This window comes from Catenulispora sp. EB89 (assembly GCF_041261445.1).
Taxonomy (GTDB): Bacteria; Actinomycetota; Actinomycetes; order Streptomycetales; family Catenulisporaceae; genus Catenulispora.
Genome location: NZ_JBGCCU010000002.1, coordinates 275,614 through 299,138 on the forward strand (window position 1 = coordinate 275,614; position 23,525 = coordinate 299,138).

The 23,525-nt window shown below is 69.5% G+C and carries 21 protein-coding genes; 12 read left to right on the plus strand and 9 right to left on the minus strand.

What is annotated here, in order from left to right; all coding sequences use genetic code 11:
- The first annotated feature begins 184 nt into the window (after window positions 1–184).
- The 5 genes from ABH920_RS04805 (at window position 185) to ABH920_RS04825 (ending at window position 6,863) form a co-directional block, all read left to right on the plus strand.
- Complete coding sequence (locus ABH920_RS04805; RefSeq protein ID WP_370347199.1) at window positions 185–4,969, plus strand: nitrate- and nitrite sensing domain-containing protein; 4,785 nt, start codon at window positions 185–187, stop codon at window positions 4,967–4,969.
- 21 nt (window positions 4,970–4,990) lie between these two features.
- Window positions 4,991–5,404 carry a roadblock/LC7 domain-containing protein gene (locus tag ABH920_RS04810; RefSeq protein ID WP_041543529.1) on the plus strand — a complete coding sequence of 138 codons (414 nt, stop codon included), beginning with the start codon at window positions 4,991–4,993 and terminating at the stop codon, window positions 5,402–5,404.
- A 58-nt stretch (window positions 5,405–5,462) separates the two neighbouring features.
- Complete coding sequence (locus tag ABH920_RS04815; protein ID WP_015796412.1) at window positions 5,463–5,819, plus strand: DUF742 domain-containing protein; 357 nt, start codon at window positions 5,463–5,465, stop codon at window positions 5,817–5,819.
- A 15-nt stretch (window positions 5,820–5,834) separates the two neighbouring features.
- Window positions 5,835–6,443: an ATP/GTP-binding protein gene (locus ABH920_RS04820; protein WP_370347201.1), complete on the plus strand. Its 609-nt coding sequence runs from the start codon at window positions 5,835–5,837 to the stop codon at window positions 6,441–6,443.
- Between the two features lie 114 nt (window positions 6,444–6,557).
- Window positions 6,558–6,863 (plus strand): hypothetical protein, encoded by a 306-nt coding sequence (locus ABH920_RS04825; protein ID WP_370347203.1) that lies wholly within the window; start codon window positions 6,558–6,560, stop codon window positions 6,861–6,863.
- Here ABH920_RS04825 and ABH920_RS04830 read toward each other — a convergent pair.
- Together ABH920_RS04830 and ABH920_RS04835 are read right to left on the minus strand one after the other, a co-directional pair.
- Window positions 6,841–7,530, minus strand: a complete 690-nt coding sequence (locus ABH920_RS04830; RefSeq protein ID WP_370347205.1) for a flavin reductase family protein — start codon at window positions 7,528–7,530, stop codon at window positions 6,841–6,843. The genes ABH920_RS04825 and ABH920_RS04830 overlap by 23 nt on opposite strands.
- 51 nt (window positions 7,531–7,581) lie before the next feature.
- Window positions 7,582–8,472, minus strand: coding sequence for a LysR family transcriptional regulator (locus ABH920_RS04835; protein ID WP_370347207.1), 891 nt, complete (start codon window positions 8,470–8,472; stop codon window positions 7,582–7,584).
- An 81-nt stretch (window positions 8,473–8,553) separates the two neighbouring features.
- On the opposite strand from ABH920_RS04835, the gene ABH920_RS04840 reads away from it, so the two are divergent.
- On the plus strand, window positions 8,554–8,958 hold the full coding sequence (locus ABH920_RS04840) for a RidA family protein (RefSeq protein WP_370347209.1): 405 nt from the start codon (window positions 8,554–8,556) through the stop codon (window positions 8,956–8,958).
- A 58-nt stretch (window positions 8,959–9,016) separates the two neighbouring features.
- The gene (locus ABH920_RS04845; RefSeq protein ID WP_370347211.1) at window positions 9,017–9,769 is read left to right on the plus strand and encodes an alpha/beta fold hydrolase; all 753 of its coding nucleotides are present in this window, start codon (window positions 9,017–9,019) and stop codon (window positions 9,767–9,769) included.
- Here the strand turns inward: ABH920_RS04845 and ABH920_RS04850 are convergent.
- Window positions 9,766–10,401: a TetR/AcrR family transcriptional regulator gene (locus tag ABH920_RS04850; RefSeq protein WP_370347213.1), complete on the minus strand. Its 636-nt coding sequence runs from the start codon at window positions 10,399–10,401 to the stop codon at window positions 9,766–9,768. The two genes, ABH920_RS04845 and ABH920_RS04850, sit on opposite strands and share 4 nt — an antisense overlap.
- Before the next feature lie 89 nt (window positions 10,402–10,490).
- Here ABH920_RS04850 and ABH920_RS04855 point away from each other — a divergent pair, with 89 nt between their 5' ends.
- A complete protein-coding gene (locus tag ABH920_RS04855) occupies window positions 10,491–11,489 on the plus strand; it encodes an oxygenase MpaB family protein (protein ID WP_370347215.1) in 999 nt (332 codons plus the stop codon).
- A 5-nt stretch (window positions 11,490–11,494) separates the two neighbouring features.
- Here the strand turns inward: ABH920_RS04855 and ABH920_RS04860 are convergent, their stop codons facing one another.
- From ABH920_RS04860 to rpsO, 5 genes are all read right to left on the minus strand, one after another.
- Entirely contained in the window at window positions 11,495–11,938 is a 444-nt protein-coding gene (locus tag ABH920_RS04860) for a hypothetical protein (protein ID WP_370347218.1), read from the minus strand.
- A 44-nt stretch (window positions 11,939–11,982) separates the two neighbouring features.
- Window positions 11,983–12,759: a 4-hydroxy-tetrahydrodipicolinate reductase gene (gene dapB, locus ABH920_RS04865; protein WP_370347220.1), complete on the minus strand. Its 777-nt coding sequence runs from the start codon at window positions 12,757–12,759 to the stop codon at window positions 11,983–11,985.
- Window positions 12,756–14,075 carry a M16 family metallopeptidase gene (locus ABH920_RS04870; protein WP_370347222.1) on the minus strand — a complete coding sequence of 440 codons (1,320 nt, stop codon included), beginning with the start codon at window positions 14,073–14,075 and terminating at the stop codon, window positions 12,756–12,758. The genes dapB and ABH920_RS04870 overlap by 4 nt, the downstream gene beginning before the upstream one ends.
- A gap of 5 nt (window positions 14,076–14,080) precedes the next feature.
- Window positions 14,081–16,300, minus strand: coding sequence for a polyribonucleotide nucleotidyltransferase (locus tag ABH920_RS04875; protein WP_370347224.1), 2,220 nt, complete (start codon window positions 16,298–16,300; stop codon window positions 14,081–14,083).
- 332 nt (window positions 16,301–16,632) lie between these two features.
- A complete protein-coding gene (rpsO, locus tag ABH920_RS04880) occupies window positions 16,633–16,902 on the minus strand; it encodes a 30S ribosomal protein S15 (RefSeq protein ID WP_194919176.1) in 270 nt (89 codons plus the stop codon).
- A gap of 139 nt (window positions 16,903–17,041) precedes the next feature.
- Between rpsO and ABH920_RS04885 the strand changes: the two genes are divergently transcribed.
- The 4 genes from ABH920_RS04885 (at window position 17,042) to ABH920_RS04900 (ending at window position 21,480) form a co-directional block, all read left to right on the plus strand.
- Entirely contained in the window at window positions 17,042–17,587 is a 546-nt protein-coding gene (locus tag ABH920_RS04885) for a hypothetical protein (protein ID WP_370347227.1), read from the plus strand.
- Window positions 17,584–18,930: a hypothetical protein gene (locus tag ABH920_RS04890; RefSeq protein ID WP_370347229.1), complete on the plus strand. Its 1,347-nt coding sequence runs from the start codon at window positions 17,584–17,586 to the stop codon at window positions 18,928–18,930. The genes ABH920_RS04885 and ABH920_RS04890 overlap by 4 nt, the downstream gene beginning before the upstream one ends.
- On the plus strand, window positions 18,861–19,961 hold the full coding sequence (locus ABH920_RS04895) for a S8 family serine peptidase (protein ID WP_370347231.1): 1,101 nt from the start codon (window positions 18,861–18,863) through the stop codon (window positions 19,959–19,961). Before ABH920_RS04890 ends, ABH920_RS04895 begins: the two co-directional genes overlap by 70 nt.
- Window positions 19,962–20,127: 166 nt before the next feature.
- Window positions 20,128–21,480 carry a hypothetical protein gene (locus tag ABH920_RS04900; RefSeq protein WP_370347233.1) on the plus strand — a complete coding sequence of 451 codons (1,353 nt, stop codon included), beginning with the start codon at window positions 20,128–20,130 and terminating at the stop codon, window positions 21,478–21,480.
- Between the two features lie 26 nt (window positions 21,481–21,506).
- On the opposite strand, the gene ABH920_RS04905 is transcribed toward ABH920_RS04900, so the two are convergent.
- Window positions 21,507–23,498 carry an EsaB/YukD family protein gene (locus tag ABH920_RS04905; RefSeq protein ID WP_370347235.1) on the minus strand — a complete coding sequence of 664 codons (1,992 nt, stop codon included), beginning with the start codon at window positions 23,496–23,498 and terminating at the stop codon, window positions 21,507–21,509.
- Window positions 23,499–23,525 lie beyond the last annotated feature (27 nt).

A 23,525-nucleotide genomic window follows, 5' to 3' on the forward strand; every position in this document is an offset into this window, starting at 1 on the left:
GCTTATCCCCCTATAACGCACCGAATCGCCCCTCTGTCAACCCCCGCCCTTGGCCTCGCTCGCTCTCCTGTGCTGGAATGCGTTGCTTGAAACCTAGAGACCGCGAGCCTTGTGTGGCGCCCCACCCGCCGCAGTAGCGGCCCGGTCGCAAAGAAAGCTGTGAGGGCCAGTGCAGACTCGACCCGTGTCCCCGCGCCGTCCGCCGGCTCCTTTCCCGGAGCGCGGTGCCGGCGCGCCGCCGCCCGGCGGATCCATATCCGACGCGGCCGCCGGCCGCACTGCTCCCGGAGAGCTTCCGCGCGGGGCTCGGGATGGCGTGCTGCCAGGACAACGGCCGGTCCCCACCTCGCAGGAGACCGAGGGCAGCGGCGGGCACGTGCCCCCACCCCCGCCGCCCACCGCGTCCGCGAACCGCTTCGCCCCCCGCAACTGGCGCGTCCGCACCCGACTGGTCGTCCTGGTCATCGTGCCGCTGGTGGCCACCATCTTCGGCGCCGCGGCCCGGATCGTGCAGCAGGTCGGCAACGTGCAGACCTACGACCACGCCAAGACCATGGCCGCCGCGGCCAGCCCGCTGTCCGACCTGATCGACTCGCTGCAGGACGAGCGCGACGTCAGCATCGAGATGATGGCGTTCCGGGCCCCGACCGGCAACACCGACTCGGCGACCCTGACCAACCTGACCACCAGGATGGCCACGCAGCGCAAGACCACCGACCGCGCGACCGCCGTGATGCAGCCGGTGCTCAACAAGATCGACGGGTCCTACCCGGCGGACACGCTGGCCGCGATCGCCGACGCCAAGGCCAACATGACCGGCGTCCCGGCGCTGCACCAGGCCGTGGACGGCGCGTACTCCAACCCGCTGAGCGTGTTCGACCAGTACAACAAGGTCCTGGACAGCCTCGACGGGCTCTACGAGTTCGTCGCCGCCGACGCCGGCGACCAGCAGCTGATCAACGACGCCCGGTCGCTGGCGGACCTGGGCAAGATGACCGAGACCACCTCGCGCGAGCGCGGCTTCCTCACCACGCTGGCCGTCAGCATCGACCCCAACCAGAACCAGGACAACCTGGCCCGGTTGCAGGGACTGATCTCGGACCTGGCCTCCACGCGCTCGGAGTTCAAGACCGTCGCCACCGCGCAGATGCAGCAGTCGCTGAGCGACACGGTGGACGTCGGCGACACCTTCACCGGCGCGAACCAGTACCTGACGACGATCGACGACAAGCTGGCCAACAACGACGTCAGCGACGCCGGGGACCAGCTGGTCCCCGGCAGCGTCTACCTGCAGTACAACGAGTTGCTCGGCCGCTACAAGCAGGTCCGCACCGAACAGGCGGCAGCCCTGGTGCAGCGGGCCGACTCGCTGGCCAACAGCGCCCGCAACACCATGTACCTGAACATCGGCATCATCATCGGCGTCCTGCTCGTGGTGTCGGTCGCCACCGCGCTTATCGCGCGCTCGCTGGTGCGCCCGCTGCGGGTGCTGCAGAACACCGCCCTGGAGATCGCCGGCAACCGGCTGCCGGAGATGGTCCGCCGCCTGCGCGACGCGGACGGCAGCGAACCGATCGAACCGATCTCGCCGATCGCCCTGTCCAGTACCGACGAAGTGGGCCAGGTGGCCCGCGCGTTCGACGAGGTCCACCGCGAGGCGGTCCGGCTGGCCACCGAGCAGGCCATGCTGCGGAACAACGTCAACGCGATGTTCACCAACCTCTCCCGCCGCTCGCAGTCGCTGGTCCAGCGCCAGCTGCGGCTGATCGACGAGCTGGAGAACGCCGAGCAGGACCCGGACCAGCTCGCCTCGCTGTTCAAGCTGGACCACCTCGCTACCCGTATGCGCCGCAACGGTGAGAACCTGCTGGTCCTCGCCGGCGAAGAGCCCGGCCGCCGCTGGTCCCAGCCGGTCCCGCTGATCGACGTGCTGCGCGCCGCGGCCTCCGAGGTGGAGCAGTACGAGCGGGTCACGCTGCGCGACCTGCCGACCGTCGAGGTCGCCGGCCGCGCCGTGAACGACGTCGTCCACCTGGTCGCCGAGCTGCTGGAGAACGCGACGTCGTTCTCCGCGCCGGAGACGAAGGTCTCGGTCACCGGCAACCTGCTGAACACCGGCGGCGTGATGCTGGAGATCGAGGACTCCGGCATCGGCATGACCCCGGAGGAGCTCGACGACTCCAACGAGCGCCTGGCCAACCCGCCGGTCGTGGACGTCGCGATCTCCCGGCGCATGGGCCTGTTCGTGGTCGGCCGGCTGGCCACCCGGCACGGCATCCAGGTGCGGCTGCGCCGTTCGGCCACCGGCGGCATCACCGCGCTGGTGCTGGTCCCGGCGGCCCTGCTGGCCGGCAACCTGTCCGACGCCCCGGCGGTCGGCGGCAACCGCGGCACGTTCGGCGACATCGCCGACACCGGCCAGCTCCCGCAGCTCACCTCGACCGGCCTGCCCCGGCGGCCGGCCGGCGCGGTGCGCGCCGAGCAGCGCGAGCTGGCTCCGGGCGCGGACCTGCCCCAGCAGGCCCCGCCGGCCCAGCCTCCGGCCCCGTTCTCACCGTTCGGCGGCGAGCGGGCCCCGGTCGGCGGCGGCGACGGGGACGGGTGGGAGGACGTGAGCGCGGCGGCCCCGCCGTACCGGAACACCGACGCCACCCCGCCCGGACTCGCCGAACTGCTCGCCGAGACCGAGGCCATGACGCACGGCGTGACCCCGGTCATCCGCGAGGGCGACCCCGGCGACCCGGGCAGCAGCGGTGCCTTCGACCGTCCCGAGTTCGTACTGCCGGAGCCGGAACTGGACGGCCGGCTGGCCGAGGCGCTGGACGGGACGGCGACGTACGACTTCCGTCCGAACCAGGCGCCCAGCGGTCCGCCCGCGCCGCCGGCGGACCCGGAGAACACCGGCCAGTTCCGGATCAGTGCCGGCAGCGACGACATGCGGCTGGACTTCCGGGTCGGCGACGGGGGCCCGGCGATGCCGCCGCCCCCGGCCCCGCCGGCCCAGCCCGCGCCGCTGAACTTCTCCTCCAGCTTCGACGATCTGCTCCCGAACATCCCGGACATGGAGCACACCGGCGAGTTCGCGGCCTACCGCGAAGCCCAGCAGGAGGAGCGCGACGACCTGCTCCTCCCGCCGCCGGCGGGCCCCTTCGCGACCCCCGGCCAGCCCTCGCTGGGCTCGTCCTCGGGCGGCTTCAGCACCAACCCCGACTCGCTGTCGGCAAGCGGCCTGAACAACGACCTCGGCGCCGAACTCGCGGCGGGCGACCCCTACGCCGCCCCCGGCGAGGTGCGCATGACGCCGTTCGGCGGGCACCTGGACAACGGGTTCGGCAACCCGCAGCCGCCGAACCCCGTGGTCCCGCCCGGCGCGCCGGTCACCGACGCGCCTGTCGAGCCCCCGCGGTACGGCGGTCCGAGCGGGTTCGACCCCGGCGCCTCGGGCCAGTTCGCCGCACCGCCCGCACCGCCCGCACCGCCGGCGCCGACCGGCACCGGCTACGGGAACGACGCCCCTTCCTTCGGCCGCCGTCCGATGGGCGAACCGCTGAGCGGCCCCGGCTTCGAAGCTCCGCAGTTCGAGGCCCCGCAGTTCGAGGCCCCGCAGTTCGAGGCTCCCCAGTTCGAAGCCCCGCAGTTCGAGGCCCCGCCTGCCCCCCCGGCGCCGACCGGCACCGGCTACGGCAACGACGCCCCCTCGTTCGGCCGCCGCCCGATGGGCGAACCGCTCACCGGCCCCGGCTTCGAAGCCCCCGCGGCGTTCAACCCGAACGCCCCGGCGGACAACGACCCGAACGACCCGATGGCAGGTCTGAGGAACCCGTTCGCGGCGGCGCCCGAAGCCCCGGCGAACACCGGAACCGGGTACGGCAACGACGCGCCGTCCTTCGGCCGCCGCCCGGTCGGCGAGCCGCTGTCCGGCCCCGGCTTCGAGACCCCGCAGTACCAGCCGCCGCAGTACGACGCTCCGCAGTACGAGACCCCGCAGTACGGCGAGCAGCCCGCCGCCGACCTGTCCGGCTCGGGCTTCCACACGCCGCTCGGCACCAACGCACCGGGCAACGGCATGGGCGACACCACCGGCTACGCCCCCCCGGTCGGCGAACCACTCGCCGGTCCCGGCGCGCCGGACCCGCTGTCGTCCTCCGGCACCAACTACGCCGACTACCCGGACCCGCTCACCGCGCCGATCGAGTCGATCCCGATGGACCCGGCGGCGCACAACACCTCGATCTTCAACGCGATCGAGTCCGAGTGGTTCCGGGTGCGGGCCGGCGAGGGGACCGCCGTTCCGCAGAACGCTCTGGAGGTCGGCACCGTGCGTCCGGCCGAACCGGTCCGGCCGGCCGTGCCGGGACCGCGTTCAGAGCCCGCAGGAGACCCGCTGGCGGGCTCCGGCACCGGGTACCCGGCCGAGGCCCCGCAGGCCCCCGCCGAGCCCGTCCAGGCGGCTCCTGCCGCGCCCACCCCGGCCCCGCCGACCGCCCCCGAGGCCGGTCCCGGAGCCCCGACCCCGCCGGCGCCGTCGGCCGCCGACTCCGCGGTCGGCGGGGCGGCCCGGCCCGCCGCACCGCACGAGGAACCCAAGGAGCCCATGAACGACGACCAGAGCTCCGCGGGACAGGCCTGGCAGTCGCCGGGCGACGACGGATGGAAGGCCGCCCAGGTGGTCAGCAAGCCGGTCGCGGCCGGGCTGACCCCCAAGGGCCTGCCCAAGCGCGTCCCGCGGTCCAACCTGGTGCCCGGCTCGGCGGACGGCAGCGGCGCCGCCAAGACCGCGCCCTCGCCGATCCCGGCGCGCTCGGCCGAGGCCGTGCGCTCCCGCCTGGCCAGCTTCCACAATGGGCTGCGCCAGGGCCGCGACGCCGCCGGCACCCCCGGCGAGTCGCAGCCCGCCGATCCCGCCAACCCCACCGCGTCCGACGGCCCGGCCGCCTTCGGTGCTCCTGAGCCAGGAAAGCAGGACTGAGCTACCGTGAACGACCCGAACCTGACCCAAGCCGCCAGGAATCTGAACTGGCTGATCACCAATTTCGTGGACCGCGTCCCGGGGGTCGCGCACACGGTGGTGGTCTCCTCCGACGGCCTGCTTCTGGCGGTGTCCGACGGATTCCCCCGGGACCGCGCCGACCAGCTGGCGGCCGTGGCCAGCGGCCTGTCGTCGCTGACCCAGGGCGCCGCGCGCATCTTCGAGGGCGGCGCGGTGACGCAGACCGTCGTGGAGATGGTCCGTGGTTTCCTGTTCGTGATGGCCATCTCCGATGGTTCGGCCCTGGCCGTACTCGCTTCCTCGGATTGCGACATGGGCCTGATCGGCTATGAAATGGCCCTGCTCGTCGAGCGGGCCGGCGACGTCCTGACGCCGGCACTGCGTGCCGAGCTCCAGTCGTCGCTGCCGCGCTGAGAGGACGCCCGGTGACCCCCCTTCCCCAAGCCGAGACGAGCGACAGGAGCACGCGGCCGTGAGCAGCGCGCACGATTCCTCGCCCCTCGTCCGCCCCTACGCGCTGACCCGGGGCCGCACGCGGGCCCGTTACCAATTGCCCATCGAGGCGTTGGTATCCACGACGGACAACGGACGATCGCGCCTTCCCGGCCGGGAGCCGGAGCACCAGCGCATCTGCGAGCTGTGCGTCGAGCTGAAGTCGGTCGCGGAGGTCGCGGCGCTGATGCGCATGCCGCTGGGGGTGGTCAGGGTGCTGTTGGGCGACATGTCGGACGCCGGCCTGGTCACCATCCAGCAACCCGGCGAGACCGATTCCGGCCAGCCCAACCTCGCGCTCCTCGAACGAGTCCTCATCGGGCTCCGCAATCTGTAGAAAGGAGGCCGTGCAGTGAACTACTCCCCTTACGGACAGGAGCCCGAGCCGCAGCCCGCGGTGGGCCCGACCACGTCGGTGAAGATCGTCGTAGCCGGCGGCTTCGGCGTCGGCAAGACCACCTTCGTCGGCGCGGTCTCGGAGATCGCCCCGCTGACCACCGAGGCCGTCATGACCGCCGCCTCCGAGGGCGTGGACGACCTCACCGTGGTGCCGGGCAAGGTCACGACCACGGTGGCCATGGACTTCGGCCGCGTGTCCCTGGACCGCGAGCTGATCCTGTACCTGTTCGGCACGCCGGGCCAGAACCGCTTCTGGTTCATGTGGGACGACCTGTGCCGCGGCGCCATCGGCGCGGTGGTGCTGGTGGACACGCGGCGGCTGGCGGACTGCTTCTCGGCCATCGACTACTTCGAGGACGCCGGCCTGCCGTACATCGTCGGTGTGAACTGCTTCGACGGCATGCTCACCCACGAGGTCGCCGACGTGCGCGAGGCGCTGTCGATCCCGCCGGACGTGCCGGTGGTCACCTGCGACGCCCGCAGCCGGGAGTCCACCAAGCTGACTCTGATCCGCCTGGTGGAGCACGCCATGTCACGCTTCGCAGCGGCGGCGGCATCCTAGGTAGGCGACGATCGCGTAACGCCGAGGGCGGCACCGGGTTCCGGTGCCGCCCTCGGCGTTTACGCTCCTTGCATCCACTGATGTCCGCCAGTGTCCGAATCAGGCAGGTCCAGCATGTCCGGAACGATAGCCCTCACCCGCCGCAGCGGGTTCCAGCTGCGTCCGCGGCCCTACCGGGTGTGGATCGACGGCGTCGCCGTCGGCCGGCTCGCACAGAACGGCGCCGCCGAGTTCGCCGTGGACTCCGGCGTGCACATGGTCGAGCTCTCCCTGGACGGCATGTACTCCAAGAAGGTCTCTGTAGAGGTCCGCGAGGGCGCCACGCGGCGGCTGCACTGCGGCGCGCACGGCCCGGTGGCGTTCAGCGCTTTCGGGCTGCTGCTCCCGGGTCTGGCGATCAGGCTGACGCTGACCCACTGAGCGCGGGCTCGGCACCGGCACCGGCACCGTTCGTCACCGGAAGGTTCCGCAGGGTGTGCGGCATCTTCCAGCCGGCGGCCAGCCGCGAGGCGTGCACCGGCCGCCCGCCGCCGAAGAACTCGCAGAACTTCATGATCAGCGGGTCCCACGCCTCCGGGTCGATGTAGTGCGTCCCCGGGATGACCAGCTTCTCCTCGACATGCGTCCGGAGCACTTCCACCTCGAACGCCGTCAGATGTCCCTCACCGCCGACCGGATGCGCCGTGGTCAGCCGGCACTCCATCTGGATCGGGCACTCCAGGATCCGAGGCGGGGAAACCAGTTCTGAAGGCTGCTCGGTCAGCCCGGCCAGGCCGAACTTGTCGCGTTCGGTCCGGTAGCCCTGCTCGACGCGGTACGGCGAGATCTCCTTCCGCGCGGTGGTCATGGCGATGCGGTCGACGTACTCGACCATGTCGGAAGAGGGCAGGTTCAGAACGCACTCGCCCTCGCGGGCGATGTTGGCGGAGGTCTGCGAGGAGTTGCCCAGCCCCAGCACGGCGTTTCCGTCGAGCCACCAGGCCGAGGACATCGGGGCGATGTTGGGGGTGCCGTCCTCGTTGCGGGTCGTGATCAGGACGACGGGGGTTCCGAAATACAGGACTTTGATACCTGGAACGGTGTGCATGCATCAATCGTCCGCCGCCGCACCCGTCCCCACCGGCGGATTCCGGACCTGTCACCGATCAAGCGCGGCGACCCTGAGGAGCTCCAGAAACGCCGCGACCGCCGCGCTGTCCTCCACCCCTTCGGGGGTCGCGACGAAGACCGACCGCGGGGTCACTTCCTGAGGATCCAGCGCTACCACGACCACGTCCGACCGCACCGAGGCGGCCGCCAACGTCGGGACCAGCGTGACGCCCAGTCCGGCCGCCACGAATCCCTGCTTCGCGGACCATTCCAGGACCACGTAAGGGATCTGCGGCCGGAAGTCCGAGTCCTGCACTCCGGCGATCAGCGTGTCCTGCGTGCGCGGCTGGCCCGCGATCCAGTTCTCGCCCTCGAGATCGGCCAGCGACAGCATGTCCCGGGCCGCCAGGCGGTGGCCGAGCGGCAGCGCCACCGACAAGGCGTCGTCCATCAGCTTGCGCAGATGGACGCCCTCGAAGGCCGGCTCGGGATGCGCCGTCCCGACGACCGCCAGGTCCAGATCCCCTTCGCGGACGTCCACGACCAGCCCGCGGGTGAGCCCTTCGGTATGCGTCACGACGACCGCCGGATGCGCCCGCCGGAACTTCGCGATCGCCCGCGGGATCAGGGCCATGTCGGCCGTCGGGATCGCGCCGATCCGGAGGCCCCCGCCGCCCAACGTCCGGACGGCCCGTACATCGGCCACAGCGGCCCGCAGACGGCCTACGACGGCCGTCGCGTGCGGCACCAAGGCCCGGCCTTCCTCCGTCAGCCGTACGCCCCGTGGGAGGCGGTCGAACAGCGGGCCTCCGACCGACGACTCGAGCACGGCTATCTGACGCGATATCGCCGACTGCGTGTAGCCGAGCGAACCGGCCGCCGCGGTGAACGACTCGCGCCGCGCGACCTCCAGGAAGACTTCGAGCAATGCGGTGTCCATGGCGAGCCATGCTAGTCGGGCATGGGATTCATGCCGACTATTCGCTTCTGGTATCACGGCTCGCGGACATAGCTTCGCCCCATGACCGCTTTCACTCTCGACAATCCCGCCGGCGTCCCCAGTTCGCAGCACAAAGCCTTCTCCAACGTCGCCGTGATCCCGCTCGGCGACCGCACCCTGCTGATGCTCGCCGGCCAGGTGGCGTGGGACGACGACCACAAGATCGTCGGCGGCGGCGACCTGCGCGCCCAGACCCGCCGGGTCATGGACCTGATCGTCCAGCTGCTGGCGGCGCACGGCGCGACCCTGGCGGACGTCGTCAGCCTCCGGACGTTCCTGACCGACATCTCGCGCATCCGCGAGTACGGCGACGTGCGCGGCGAGTACTTCCAGGGACTGCCCGCACCGACCAGCACCACGGTCGAGGTCGCGTCGCTGTTCCTGCCGGAGGCGCTGATCGAGGTCGAGGCGACCGCCGTCATCTGAAACCATATCGAGGCCGTTTTCTCAGGTCAGCGGCCCACAACGGGCCTATCCTGGCTGGGTGCCAACGGTTCGAGTCGGCGACATCGACGTCTACTACGAGATCCACGGCGAGGGCCCGCCCCTGGTGTTCATCGGCGGCCTCGGCGTGGATCTGACCGTGTTCGCACCCTTCACCGACCTGCTGGCGCGCACCTTCCGCGTGCTCACCTTCGACAACCGCGGCGCGGGCCGCACCGACAAGCCCGACGCGCCGTATTCGATCCCGATGATGGCCGACGACACCCTCGGCCTCATGGACGCCCTCGGCATAGCCCGAGCGAACGTCGTCGGCGTATCGATGGGCGGCCGCATCGCCATGGAACTCGCCGCCGAACACCCGTCCCGCATCGACCGCCTGGTCCTGATCTCCACAGCCGCCACCGGAACCGGCCGATTACGCATGTCGCTCCCGGCCCGGATCCTGGGCCTCGCGAAACGCCTGCACCTCCTGCGCGCGGAGGGAGAGACCCAACGCCAACCGCACTACGCGCACCACCACCAACTCACCGCCAGCACCACCTACGACGGCACCGACCGCCTCCCCGCCATCAGCGCTCCCACCCTGATCCTGCACGCCCGCCGCGACCGCAGCATGAAGCCCGCCGCCGCCCTCGCCACCCGCGTCGGCATCCGCGACTCCGAGATCGAGTTCTTCCGCGGCGGCCACATGTTCTTCCTGCTGACCCAGCGCGACGCCGTCGCGGCGCGGGTCGAGGACTTCCTGCAGGACTGGCGGGACCGACGGTGGCCGTCGACGCTGGCGGAGATCTAGCGAACCAACCCCACAGCCGCGCGCAACCCCTTCACAAACCGCGCCGGCTCGTACCGCCCCGGATCGGTCAGCACCAGCCGAGCCGCCATCTCCGCGAGCGTCACCACCGTGTGCGCGATCAACTCCGGGTCCAGATCGGCCGGCGCGTCGAACGTCCGCGTGATCCACCGCCCCAACTCCTGCGCCGAGGCCAGCACCAGCCCCCGCGTCTCCTCGCGCGCCGCGTTGAACTGCGGGGGCATGTCGGCCATCGGCAGCACGATGCAGGACCACCGCTCCGGCGCCGCCCGGACCGCGGCCAGGAACCCGTCGAGCGCGTCGGCCAGGACGTCCGCGGGATGCGCTCCGTCCTTGAGACCTTTGCGCAGCCCCGGCAGCAACTCCACCAACTGCTCCAGCGCGGCCCCCTGCTCCCGCTGCAGCAACTCCCCCAGCAGCGCCTCCCGGTTCGGGAACACCCCGTAGACCACGGGCTTGGTGACCCCCGCGCCCGCTGCCACCGCTTCCATAGTCACCGCCGCGTGCCCGTCCCGGACGACGATCCGCAGCGCCGCGTCCAGCAACTCCCTGCGACGCTGCTCGATCGGTACCCGCGGCGCGTACTCGCGCCGCCGCCGTCCGTTCTCCGCCACCACCGGCCCCTTTACAAAGCTACTCCCGCGTAGCATATTGCTACGCGCCGGTAGTAATTCCGGCTCCCACTGTAGAGGAGGCACACAAGATGCCCCACCCCACCGCCGAGGAAGTCCCCGTCTCCCCCGACCGCGGACCGCTACGCAGCCTCGACAACGGCTTCTTCGGCCCGGACTCGGTGAGCTGGCGGGTCTGGACGTCGCCGACCTCGCTGATCGGGTTCCAGCGCGCCGTCGTGCTCGAGCACTTCGACCCTCCGCTGGCCGCGGCGGTCGCCGACAGCGGCGGCATCTACGAGGACCCGCACGGCCGCCTCGACCAGACCCTCGCCTACTTCCTCACAGTGGCCGTCGGCGACAGCCGCACAGTGGTTCAAGCCTCGGAATTCCTCATGCGTGTCCACGCCAAAGCCACCGGTGTCGAACCCATTACCGGGAAACGCTATAGCGCCAACAACCCAGAGTCCCAACTGTGGATCCACCTAACGGGATGGCACAGTGTTCTGAAGTGTTACGAGCTCTATGGCCCCGGCCGCTTGTCCAAGGCCGACGAGGACCGCTACTGGGCCGAGTGCCGCATCGCCGCCGAGCTCCAGACCTGCGACCCCGCCGACGTTCCGCGCAACCGCGAAGAGGTCAAGGCGTACTTCGAGAAAGTGCGTCCGCAGTTGAGCTCTTCAGAGCGTGCGCACCGCGGAATGCACTACCTGCTCTACCCGCCGCTCAAGAAGGTCGGCTTCCGGATCTGGGCCGCGTCCCGCTTCACCGCGATCCTGAGCATTCACTCGCTGCCGAAATGGATGCGCCGTACAGGCGGGTTCCACCAGTGGCGGCTTATAGACCTCGGCATACGTATAGCGCAGCCATTCATCCGTATAGGGACGCGCATCGCAAAGGTGCCGCGCATCGGTATCACGGTCATCTCACCGGTCGCCCCGGTAACCGGCAAGGTTCTGCGCCAGCACTACAGATCCGCGCCGCCGCAGACCCCCGCGGTCCTCAGCCCCGCGCAAGCCCGCGAACTCCACGGAACGATGGGCTCACGCCGCGCCGATCAGCAGAAGCAGGCCGTATCCCCGAACGGATAGCCCGCTCAGGCCTGCTGGCGGTCCAGTTCGATAGCCCTGCGCAGCGCCTTGCGCGCACGCGACCGGTCCCGGGCGTCGTTGTAAGCCAGCGACAACCGGTACCACCCGCGCCAATCCTCCGGATCGGCCTCGACCTCTGCCTTGCGCTTCTCGAAGATCTCGTCGGCGGCCTTCAGATCCGGCCGCCCCGAGGGCCGGCGCGGGATCTCCTCGGTCGGCCACAGGCCCTCGGCCTCCAGCCGGGTCCCGAGGCGCGAGGAGGCATTGCCCATCCGCACCTCGGTGACCACGAACCAGGCCCCCACCACCGGCAGCATCAGCACGCCGAGCCCGAACACCACGAGCACCGGCTTGCCGGTCGCCATCAGCCACACCCCGCGCTGGACGGCCAGCAGCAGGTAGAAGCACAGGATGACGACCAGGATCAGGGCCGTGGTGCGGTTGCGCATGAGGAGAAACGGTGCCTATCGGGGTTCGCAGTGTTCTATCGCGTTCAGATGTCCAGCAACGCGTCCAGGCCGACGGTCAGGCCGGCCGGGAGCGTCCCGGTCTTCTTGCAGGCCAGCACCACGCCGGGCATGAACGAGGCGCGGTCCAGCGAGTCGTGGCGGATCGTCAGCGTCTCGCCGACGCTGCCGAGCAGCACTTCCTGGTGCGCGATCAGGCCGCGCAGCCGGACCGAGTGCACGGGGATGCTCTCGACCACCGCGCCGCGCGCACCGTCCAGACCGGTCTTCGTGGCATCGGGCATCGGCGCGCTCCCGGCCGCGGCGCGGGCCTCGGCGACCAGCTCCGCGGTGCGGGTGGCGGTGCCCGAGGGCGCGTCGACCTTGTCCGGGTGGTGCAGCTCGACGATCTCCACGCTCTCGAAGTACGGCGCCGCCGTCGCCGCGAACCGCATCATCAGCACGGCGCCGATGGAGAAGTTCGGGGCGACCAGAACCCGCACGTCGGTGCCGTGCAGCAGCGCGCGGACCTGGTCCTGGCGGGCCTCGTCGAAGCCGGAGGTGCCGACCACCACGTTGATCCCGTTGCGGACGCAGAACTCGATGTTCTGCACGGTCACGCCGGGGTGCGTGAAGTCGACCGCGACCTCGGCGCCGGCCTCGACCGCGCGCTGCGGGTCGTCGTCGGCGTCGATCTGGGCGACCAGGTCCAGGCCCGGCGCGTCCAGCACGGCGCGGCAGACGGCCTGCCCCATCCGGCCGGCCGCCCCGAACACCGCGACCTTCACCACCGACTGGCCCAGAGCCTGCGTCACACTGGTCATCCCAGGGCCCCTTCGAACGATGAAGCGTCCTCGTAGTCGCCGATGACGGCGATCGCCTGGGGACGCCGCAGGAACTCCTCGGCGACCTCCTTGACGTCCTCCAAAGTCACCGACTCCACCCGCTCCAGCAGCTCCTCGATGGTGAGGTGCTCGCCGTAGACGAGTTCGTTCTTGCCGATCCGGGTCATCTGCGAGCCGGTGTCCTCCAGCGAGAGCACCGTGGAGCCGCGCACCTGGCCGATGCCGCGGCGCAGCTCCTCCTCGGTGACGCCGCTGTCGGCGACCTTGGCCACCTCGTCGCGGCAGATCTTCAGCACCTCGGTGAAGTTCTCCGGCTGGCAGCCGGCGTAGACGCCGAACATGCCGCAGTCGGCGTGGTGCGTGGAGAAGCTGTAGACCGAATAGGCCAGACCGCGCTTCTCGCGGACCTCCTGGAACAGCCGCGAGGACATGCCGCCCCCGAGGATGGTGGACAGGATGCCCAGCGGGTAGCGGCGGCGGTCGTTGCGGGCCACGCCCGGCACGCCGAGCACGACGTGCGTCTGCTCGGTCGCCTTGGAGACCAGGCGCAGGCCGGAGTGCGCGGTGCCGCAGTCGCCGCCGATGCGCGGGACGACCGGCTGACGGTCGGCGTCCCGGTCACCGCGGGCCTGCGCGAACGCCGCGTCCACCAGCGCCACCACGACGTCGTGGTCGAGGTTGCCGGCCGCCGAGACCACCAGGTGGTCGTCGGTGTAGTGGGAGTGGTAGTACTCGGCGATCGCGTCCCTGGTCAGGGCGTTGACCGAGTCGACCGAGCCGAGGATCGGCCGGCCCAGCGGCGAGTCGCCGAGCAGGGCGAAGGCGAACTCGTCGTGGATCTGGTCGGCGGGCTCGTCCTCCGTCATCGCCATCTCCTCCAGGATGACGTTGCGCTCGGAGGCGACGTCGTCCGGACGGATGAGCGCTGAGGTGACCAGGTCGCAGATCACGTCGATGGCCAGCGGCAGGTCGGTGTCGAGCACGCGTGCGTAGTAGCACGTGTACTCCTTGGCGGTGAAGGCGTTCATCTCGCCGCCGACCGCGTCCAGGGCCGCCGAGATCTCCAGCGCCGACCGCTTCGCCGTGCCCTTGAAGAGCAGGTGCTCCAGGTAGTGCGTGGCGCCGGACTCGTCGGCGTGCTCGTCGCGCGAGCCGATGCCGGTCCAGATGCCGAACGTCACGGACCGAACAGATGGCATGGTCTCGGTGACCACGCGCAAACCGCCGGGCAGAACGGTACGGCGCACTGTGCCGTTGCCGTTCTGCCCGGCGATCAGGGTCTCGACCGGGTACAAGGCTGTTACTCCGCCTTGGCCTCGGCCTTGGCCTCGGAGCCCTCGGCGTCCGGCAGGACCGGGATCAGCGAGAGCTTGCCGCGGGAGTCGATCTCGGCGATCTCCACCTGCACCTTGTCGCCGACCTTGATCACGTCCTCGACGTTCTCCACCCGCTTGCCGCCGGCCAGCTTCTTCAGCTGGGAGACGTGCAGCAGGCCGTCGCGGCCGGGCATCAGGGAGACGAACGCGCCGAAGGTCGTGGTCTTCACCACGGTCCCCAGGTAGCGCTCGCCGACCTCCGGCATCGTCGGGTTGGCGATCTGGTTGATCGTGGTCCGCGCGGCCTCGGCGGCCGAGCCGTTGGCGGCGCCGATGTAGATGGTGCCGTCGTCCTCGATCGTGATCTCCGCGCCGGTGTCCTCCTGGATCTGGTTGATCATCTTGCCCTTCGGGCCGATGACCTCGCCGATCTTGTCCACCGGGATCTTCACCGAGATGATGCGCGGAGCGAACTCGCTCATCTCGTCCGGGACGTCGATGGCTTCCATCATGACGTCCAGGATGTGCAGGCGGGCGTCCTTGGCCTGCTTCAGGGCGGCGGCCAGGACCGAGGCCGGGATGCCGTCCAGCTTGGTGTCCAGCTGCAGCGCGGTGACGAAGTCCTTGGTGCCGGCGACCTTGAAGTCCATGTCGCCGTAGGCGTCCTCGGCACCGAGGATGTCGGTCAGCGCCACGTACTCCGTCTTGCCGTCGATCTCAGCCGAGACCAGACCCATCGCGATGCCGGCGACCGGGGCCTTCAGCGGCACACCGGCGTTCAGCAACGACATGGTCGAGGCGCAGACCGAGCCCATCGAGGTCGAGCCGTTGGAGCTCAGCGCCTCGGACACCTGGCGGATCGCGTAGGGGAAGTCCTCGCGGGCCGGCAGGACCGGAACGAGCGCACGCTCGGCGAGGGCGCCGTGGCCGATCTCACGGCGCTTGGGCGAGCCCACGCGGCCGGTCTCACCGGTGGAGTACGGCGGGAAGTTGTAGTTGTGCATGTAGCGCTTGCGCGTCTCGGGGTTCAGCGTGTCCAGCTGCTGCTCCATCCGGAGCATGTTCAGCGTGGTGATGCCCAGGATCTGGGTCTCGCCGCGCTCGAACAGCGCCGAGCCGTGGACCCGGGGCACGACCTCGACCTCGGCGGACAGCGGACGGATGTCCCGCACCCCGCGGCCGTCGATGCGGACCTGGTCGCGGATGATGCGCTCGCGGACCAGCTTCTTGGTCAGCGCGCGGAACGCGCCGCCGATCTCCTTCTCGCGCCCCTCGAACTGCTGCGCGAGCTTCTCCACGACCAGCGCCTTGACGCGGTCCAGCTCCTCCTCGCGCTCCTGCTTGCCGGCGATGGTCAGCGCGTTGGCCAGCTCGTTCTTGGCGGTCGCGGTCACCGCCTCCAGGACGTCGTCCTGGTAGTCCAGGAAGCGCGGGAACTCCGCGGTCTCCTTGGCGGCCTGCGCGGCCAGCTCCTGCTGGGCCACGCACAGCGCCTTGATGAACGGCTTGGCGGCCTCCAGGCCGTCGGCGACGACCTCCTCGGTCGGGGCGGTGGAGCCGCCGGCGACCAGGGCCACGGTCTCGCTGGTGGCCTCGGCCTCGACCATCATGATCGCGACGTCGCCGTCGTCGAGCACCCGGCCGGCCACGACCATGTCGAACACGGCGTCGGCGAGCTCGGTGTGGGTCGGGAAGGCGACCCAGCGGTCCTGGATCAGGGCGACGCGCACGCCGCCGATCGGACCGGAGAACGGCAGGCCCGCCAGCTGCGTGGAGGCGGAAGCGGCGTTGATCGCCACGACGTCGTAGAGGTGGTCCGGGTTCAGCGCCATGATGGTCGCCACGACCTGCACCTCGTTGCGCAGCCCCTTCGCGAAGGAAGGACGCAGCGGCCGGTCGATGAGCCGGCAGGTGAGGATCGCGTCCTCACTGGGCCGGCCCTCACGCCGGAAGAACGAGCCGGGGATACGCCCCACGGCGTACATGCGCTCCTCGACATCCACCGTCAGCGGGAAGAAGTCGAGAGAGTCCTTGGGGGACTTCGAAGCGGTGGTCGCCGAAAGGACCATCGTCTCCTCGTCCAGATACGCGACGACGGACCCGGCAGCCTGACGGGCCAGCCGGCCCGTCTCGAAGCGCACGGTGCGCTGGCCGAACGGGCCGTTGTCGATCAAAGCCTCAGTGGTGAAAACACCCTCGGACAAGAGGTACTCCTCAGTTCGTATGCGGCGGACTGAAGAGGACGCGTTTGTCGTGGGCCCACGCCGCCGTGTGGCGGCCCGGTCTTCGATCGAAGCCCCCGGGTGCGTTACATCCCGAGGGCCACTACCGAAGATCGGCGCCCAACCGGCCACTTCGACGCGAGCCACGTCGCGCAGTGCCTCTTCAGTTCCCTAAAACGTATTGAACTTTTCCGCTACCCACTCTAACCGGAAAAGTCGCCAGCTTGGTCCGGCCCGGCACACAGCGGGTACACGACAGGAGCGGTCCGTGACGAACGGACCGCTCCTGCTCACAGCATGTGGCTGGGAACCGACTAGCGGCGCAGCCCCAGCTTCTCGATCAGCGCACGGTAACGCACAATGTCGGTCTTCTGCAGGTACCCCTGCAGCCGCCGCCGCTGCCCGACAAGCAGCAGCAGCCCCCGCCGACTGTGGTGGTCGTGCTTGTGGAACTTCAGGTGCTCAGTGAGCTCGTTGATCCGGTACGTGAGCAGAGCGATCTGCACCTCCGGGGAGCCCGTGTCGCTCGGCCCGGTCCCGTAGTCCTCAACGATCTTCTTCTTCGTAGCTGCGTCCAGGGACACCTGTGACTCCTCGTAAGATTGTGGTCGCTGAGCGCCCCTGGTCGTCTCCACAGGGAACCACACCAACTCGCGGCCGACTGCCAACGGTACCACCCCCGCACCCGCCCCACCGCCACACCCCGGGGAGGCCCCACACCCCATGAGCAGCACCACCCACACCTTCCGCATCTGCATGGACCACCTGTCAGCCCTCCGCAAAGCCCTCGCGGACCTGGAAACCACCCTGGGCGCAACCCACGCCCACCACTGGCCCACCATCGACCCCACACTCCACACAGGCCCCGCGGCGTGGCGCGTGGAGAAAGACGACAGCGCCACATATGTATATGGACTGCTGAACGAAGCCAGCCCCCTAGGCGACACCCACGCAGACGTAGTCCGCCGCCTGGAGGCCTGGTACCACCGCATCCACGAAACGGTCACCGCCATGACGACATACGCCGACCAGACGCGCGAGAGGTACAGCGCAGCCGATGAGGCGGTCGCGGCTGCCATTTTGCGGGTGGCTGAGGGCGGGAGCGCGAGTCCTGGCGGGGGCGCGGGCACGGGTGCCGGCGCGGGCGCGGGCGCGGGTGTCGGCGCGGGCACCGCGAGCACGGCTGGCGGCGGGATCGGAGGCGGGGCGTTCGAGCGCGCCGTCGGTGGAGGTGAGGTCGCGGCTGACGCGGGTGGAGGGACGCCGTGAGCGAAGGTCAGTTCGCCTACAACGGCTTCACCCTCGACGAACTACGCAGCCTGGCATCGTCACCCCAGGTCGGAACGATGCAGGCAATGCCGCAGTCCTTCCGCGCACTAGCCGAGCGCGTCGGCGAGGTAGCGGATCTCCTGACCCACGCCCAGGCCGACCTGCCCAACTGGTGGAAAGGGCCTGCCGCGGAGCAGGCAGCGGCCACGCTGGGACGCGCCGCTGCGGAGGCGCGAGAGTTTCACGACAGCGCAATGGGCGCAGCCACCGCCGTCGGCCGATGCGCCCGAGTCGTCGCAGAACAACAGCATCAGATGATGAACGTGCCGGAGGTTCCAGAACCCGGCATCACCGATGTGGTGCAGCGCCCCAAGACACCCTTCGAAGCACTCGAAGCTGCACGGCAGGACGCCAGCTACCAGGCTGCGCACGAGCAGGCAGTCCAAGTCGTCAATGGCATCGCCGCCCAGTACGTAGAAACCCGCGGACAACTTTCAAATATTTCCTTCAAATTTGGCGAGAACTTCACCCCAGCGCGGGAATCGAACCCGCCCTCGCCGCATTCGACACCACCCCAAGATGCCGACTATCAAATCACGGCACCGCCAATCAAGGGCTCACGGCTCGACGGGACTCCACACCTGCCACCAAAAAATGATATAAGCGACCACGCCGCTACGCCGATCACAAATCGACCGTCGATACCGGCAGAATCGCTCAGCATCCGACCCCCCGAGCCCAAATCAGCGGACCCTTCAACCTTCGAGTCTACGCTTCAGAGAACTGCCACCCGCAACACACTCGAACAGGCTTCCGCCGATACCACCTTTACATCAACCGATTCCCCCGCTACGCCCGAAACATCTAGAGCTAAGCAAAGCATCAAGCACGAGGCCCCCGGCATCATCAGCGATGCATTTCTCGACGTCGAAGAAAGTCCGATACAGCACTATCGGGCCCATCTCTCTTCGACCACCAAAAAGGCCTTCAGCCAAGAAGCCCAAGCGGTCATCGTCGATAATGGCCATCGCAACACCGCGAGCGTTCGAAATTCGCGGCAGGTAGTCTCGAGCGACCAGCCGAGCCGCGCAGCAGAGCCAACAAGCGATAGCTCTTCTTCCACCCCTCCCCAAGCTACGCACGAACTTCAACTCGACGGAACCAACAGCGAAAACGCCGAAATAATCCCTCCTTATAGCAGCCCAGGATCCTTACACCGCGCACGCGAAGAGCGAAATCCTCGTCCCGCATACCTCAAAGAACGAAAGAGCGCATGGCTTCCCGACACAGCGGCGGCGCCAGCGGACGGCGTCATCAGTCCCGATTGGTTCGAGCATCTTTAGCTATTATCTTGCCTTTAGTGCCAGCCAGCCTTGCTAGCGCATCAATCGATAACCAGTGGGCTCTTCGCTACCTGCAGGCCGACAAGGTCTGGGGAGTTACACGTGGGTCAGGAATCGAAGTAGCAGTAGTAGACACTGGCGTTCAAATGAACGTCGATGTCTCCAGTAACCTACTTCGCGGCGCAGACTTTTCCGATCCGAGCGGCATTAATGCCGGCAGCGGCCATCTCGATAGAGACGGCTACGGACACGGCACTGGCGAAGCCACTATTATTGGCGGATCTGGCATGAAAACTCTCGGACTAGCCCCAGACTCGAGCATTCTTCCAGTGCGAGCCACAGACGGGTCCGACAATGGACTAATTTTTGGCGTTGCCCCTGGAATTAATTTTGCTGTCGCTCAAAAAGCGCGCGTTATCAATTTGGCTTTAGGATATGAGCATGACGATCCTGATATTCATCGCGCTGTTCAGGATGCGCTCGACCATGATGTCGTCGTTGTCGCGGCCGTGGGGAACGATGGCAGCTCGCAGCAGTATTACCCTGCGGCATGGCCTGGGGTGGTTGGGGTGGGGGCGATTGACAGTTCCGGGGCGGTGTGGAGTCAGTCGAATAGTGGGGCTGACGTGGCTTTGGTGGCGCCCGGGGTTCATATCTTGCGGGATGACAATCAGGGGCGGGTGGGGTATTCCGATGGGACGTCGGAGGCTACCGCCTATGTTTCCGCTGCGGCTGCTTTGGTGCGGAGTGCGCATCCTCGGTGGACTGCCGTGCAGGTGGTGGCGGCTTTGGAGAGTACGGCCGACAAGCCTGCGGCTATGCGGGGGGCCGTTCGGGACGACCGGTATGGCGCGGGGATTCTGGATGTGTTGGCGGCCGTTCGGCTTGCGGAGCCGCCGGTGGTTGGGGGGCCGGCTGCGGTGGCTGCGCGGGGGGCTGGTGGTGGGTGGGGGTGGTTGGTTGTTGGTGGGGGTGCGGCGGGTGTTTGTCTGATCTTCTTGGGGGTGTGGTGGAGGGTGCGGCGGGGCTGAGTGGGTCGGCGTGGGGATCATGTCTGCGGGCTGGCATTCGGTAAGGCTTGTGCTGATTATACGAATAATGCGATCTGGGTGATTTGCCCGCCGTAGACCACTTCCATCAGATACCGTAGATCGTGTCAGAACAGGCGTGCGGGGAACACGTCGAAGGGACACGACGATGGTCGACCCGCTGAGCCAGCTCACTGATGCGACGGCCTGCCTTGCCGCGCTTGATCCGCTCGCTTATGACACTGCTGGGAGCCTTGCGGTCGCTCGGGCTGCGGAGCAGGTTTCGCGCGCCGCTGATGGGGTGCTTGTGCGGTGTGTGCGGACGTGGCATGACCGGGGTGATCCGGTGCAGACGCCGGAGACCACGCGGGAGGAGTTGTCGTGGCGCGCCACTGATGCTGCGCGGAAGGCCCTGATCGTTGATCTGGGGTGGACGCGGGGTGATGCGGGGCGGCTGATCGCTACGGTCAGGGCTTTGCGGAAGGATCCGCCGACGGAGGAGGCGTTGCGGACCGGGGACATCTCGGCGCCGCAGGCTCGGATTATTGCCGAGGCGCTTGCCGCGATGGTGCATCAGCCGGATGAGGTTGTCGGCGAGGTTCGTAAGGCGCTGATCGCCAGGGCGATGGCGGAGGGGGCCGAGAGTCTGCGGGAACATGCGGAGGATGCTGCTCATCGTGTGGCGCCGACGACTGTGCTCAACCGGGCGCGGGCCGCTGAGGCCAAACGGGGGTTTCATATGACTCCGGTGCTCGACGGATATGTGCCTGGTGGGTGGCTTTCGACTACGGGTGGCGATGCGTTGCTGACGGCGTTGGATGCACTCTCTGACCAGCGCTCGAAGGATGCGGACGAGCCGGCCGACGGGAGTGACGAGCTCGGCAGGGCGCGGGCTGATGCGCTCGTGCAGCTGGCCGAGGATCGGCTTCGGGCCGGAGAGCTGCCGCAGCGGCACAACGGCCCGACGACGATGACCATCGTCATGCGCGCTGACACCGCTCAGGCCCTGCCGGGGGCGCCGGCTGCGCGGACGGGACGTGGGAGGGCCGTGCCTGCGGCGGAGGCGCACATGTTGCGGTGTGAGGCCGCGCTGCGAGCCGTGCTGGTGGATGGCGACGGCGAGGTCCTGTGGCAGGGGCGCAAGCGACGGCTCGCGACGCGGGCCCAGTACGAGGCCATGGCCGTGCGCGATGGGGGTTGTACGGCGCCGGGGTGCCAGCGGCCGCCGCGGGAGTGCGACGCGCACCACGACGTCCCGTGGGCCGCGGGCGGTCACACCGACGTCGACCAGATGCGCCTGTTGTGCCGCCGGCATCATCGCGAGCTGCACGACGAACTCTGGCAGCGCCAGCACGGGTGGCAGGAGGCAGAGATCAGGGCGAGCAACGAGAAGCGACGCTTCGAGCAGCCGCGCACTCCCTGGTACGCCGATACGCCTGCCTGGTATCCGGGGCCGAGTCCGTGGCGGCCCGAGGGGTCGGAAGGCGGCGCGCCGGAGCACGTCGGGGGTGAGGTGCGATGACCGGGGTCATCCAGCGGGTGTGGCAGTCAGCCCTTCAGGTTGCGCACCTGGCCGTACACGCCGAGCACGGCCATCAGCACCGGCAGCACCGCGAGGAAGATGACGCTCTCGACCGCGTCGACGGCGCGGGCCCAGCGCGGCGGCATGATCGGCTCGGAGGTACCGCGACGGGGACGGATCGAGGCCAGGCCGAGGGCCAGGAGCGCGACCACCACCAGGAGCGGCGCGAGCCAGACCGCCCGGAGGTTCGGTTCGGCGTTCCGGGCCATCGCGCCGAAGGCGATCACCAGGCCGGTCAGGCCGCTGATGGCCACGGCGAGGACCTGGGCGCGCTCCCGGAACAGGCGGGCGCGGCAGAGCATGACGCCGGAGACCAGGATGGCGAGCGCCTGCTCCCACACGGTGTGCGGGCCGGCCGGAGCGGTCTGCATGGCGTCGATCGGGACGACGAGGAGCGCGACGCAGAGCACGAGCAGCGTGCCGACTCCCGCGGTGAGGCCGGTCAGCACGTCGAGGGTGCGGGCCACACGCAGGCCGACCACATAGTTGTTGACCGGCGAGCCCTCGAAGTCGCCGGGTTCGACGCCGCTGGTCGGCGGTTCGATGACGAATCGGGCGGCGGCCATGGCGGCGAACGGCAGGAGCTCGACGGCCAACGCGCAGACCGCGGCGACGATCGCGATTCCGGCCGCCGGGCTGGCCTTGGTCAGCAGCAAGCCGACGCCGGCGCAGGTGGCGACCAATCCCACCGCCGCGCCTGCCACCGGCACCGCGATCCGGCGGCCGAGACCGATGATCGCGACGAGTGCCACGACGAGGACGGCAGCAGCACCGGCCGTGAAATGGACGCGGCCCAGGCCGTGTCCGGCGGCGAGGTTGGTCGGGAGCAGCCCCGTGCCGGCGATGAAGGCATAGGGCAGCGACGCCGCCGACAGGACGGCCGCCGCGGTGTAGTCGCGCTGCTGCTGCGCGCCGGTCGCCCAGGCCATGGCTTCGGCAACGGTGGGCCAGGCCGCGAGGCTGCCGAGGCCGCCGTCGCGGACGCTGTTCGCGGCCCGGGTCGCGGTGGCGGCGCTGACGGTGCGGGTCGCGGTGCGGCGGGTGTCCGGCCCCTCGGAGGCGAAGGACGCGAGGTCGAAGCTGGTGGTCGTGTCGGTGACGTCAGAGTCCGGATCGTCGCCCGGGTAGCCGTGGCCGGCGCCTTGGGGCTGGTCGTAGTAGGTGCCGGAGCGTGGCTTCGGAGTGTGGCGAGACTCGATGTCGCCACGTGGTGGACCGAAGCTCGACGTCGGCGCGTGACCCGGATCGGCGTCGCGATGATTCACTCGATCGTGTCTGTCGCGCAGTCGGCCTCGGCCGCCGAATCCTCGGGGCCCGCCGCGGAAACCGTGCGGAGGCCGGGGAGCGGCGGCCGATCCCGCAGTGTCTCCGTACCCGTAGTAGCTCCCGCGACCGACGGCGGACGGGTCGTACCGTGCCCGCCAGATCGCCATCCCGAGCAACAGGAGGGCGATCGCGCCCGCGATCAAGCCCTTCCAGTCGTGGAATGTCCCGGTGTTGGAGAACCAGAGCACCACCGCGCCGAGCGTCGAGGCGACGGCGACCACCGCCAGGGCCGTCGCGCGCAGGGCGGTCGTGCTCCACTGCGAGCCGCCGGCGATGACCGCTTCGGCGACGACGTCCGCGATGTCGTCGTGGACCGCGGCCTCCGGGACATCGCCGATCGGGTGCAGGCGGAGGACGCCGCCGTGGAGCACGCCTTGTTCGGTCAGGGACGCCGCGGTGTCCAGCGCCTCGCCGTCGGCGCCGGTCAGGACGTAGCCGGTCAGGGCCGCCGCGACGGCGCTCGGGGTCGGAAGCGGGTCGCCCACGAGCCGGAGGAGTTCCGGAAGCAGCTCGGCGACCGGGACGTCCTCCGGCAGGGCCACGTCGACGCGGCGGGTGGGCGCGACGACGGTGACACGGCAGTGGCCGCCGGTCACGCTGGGTCGGCCGGCGACCCCGGAACCTGCAGTCATGCCGTAATGGTAGCCAGCCGGTCACTG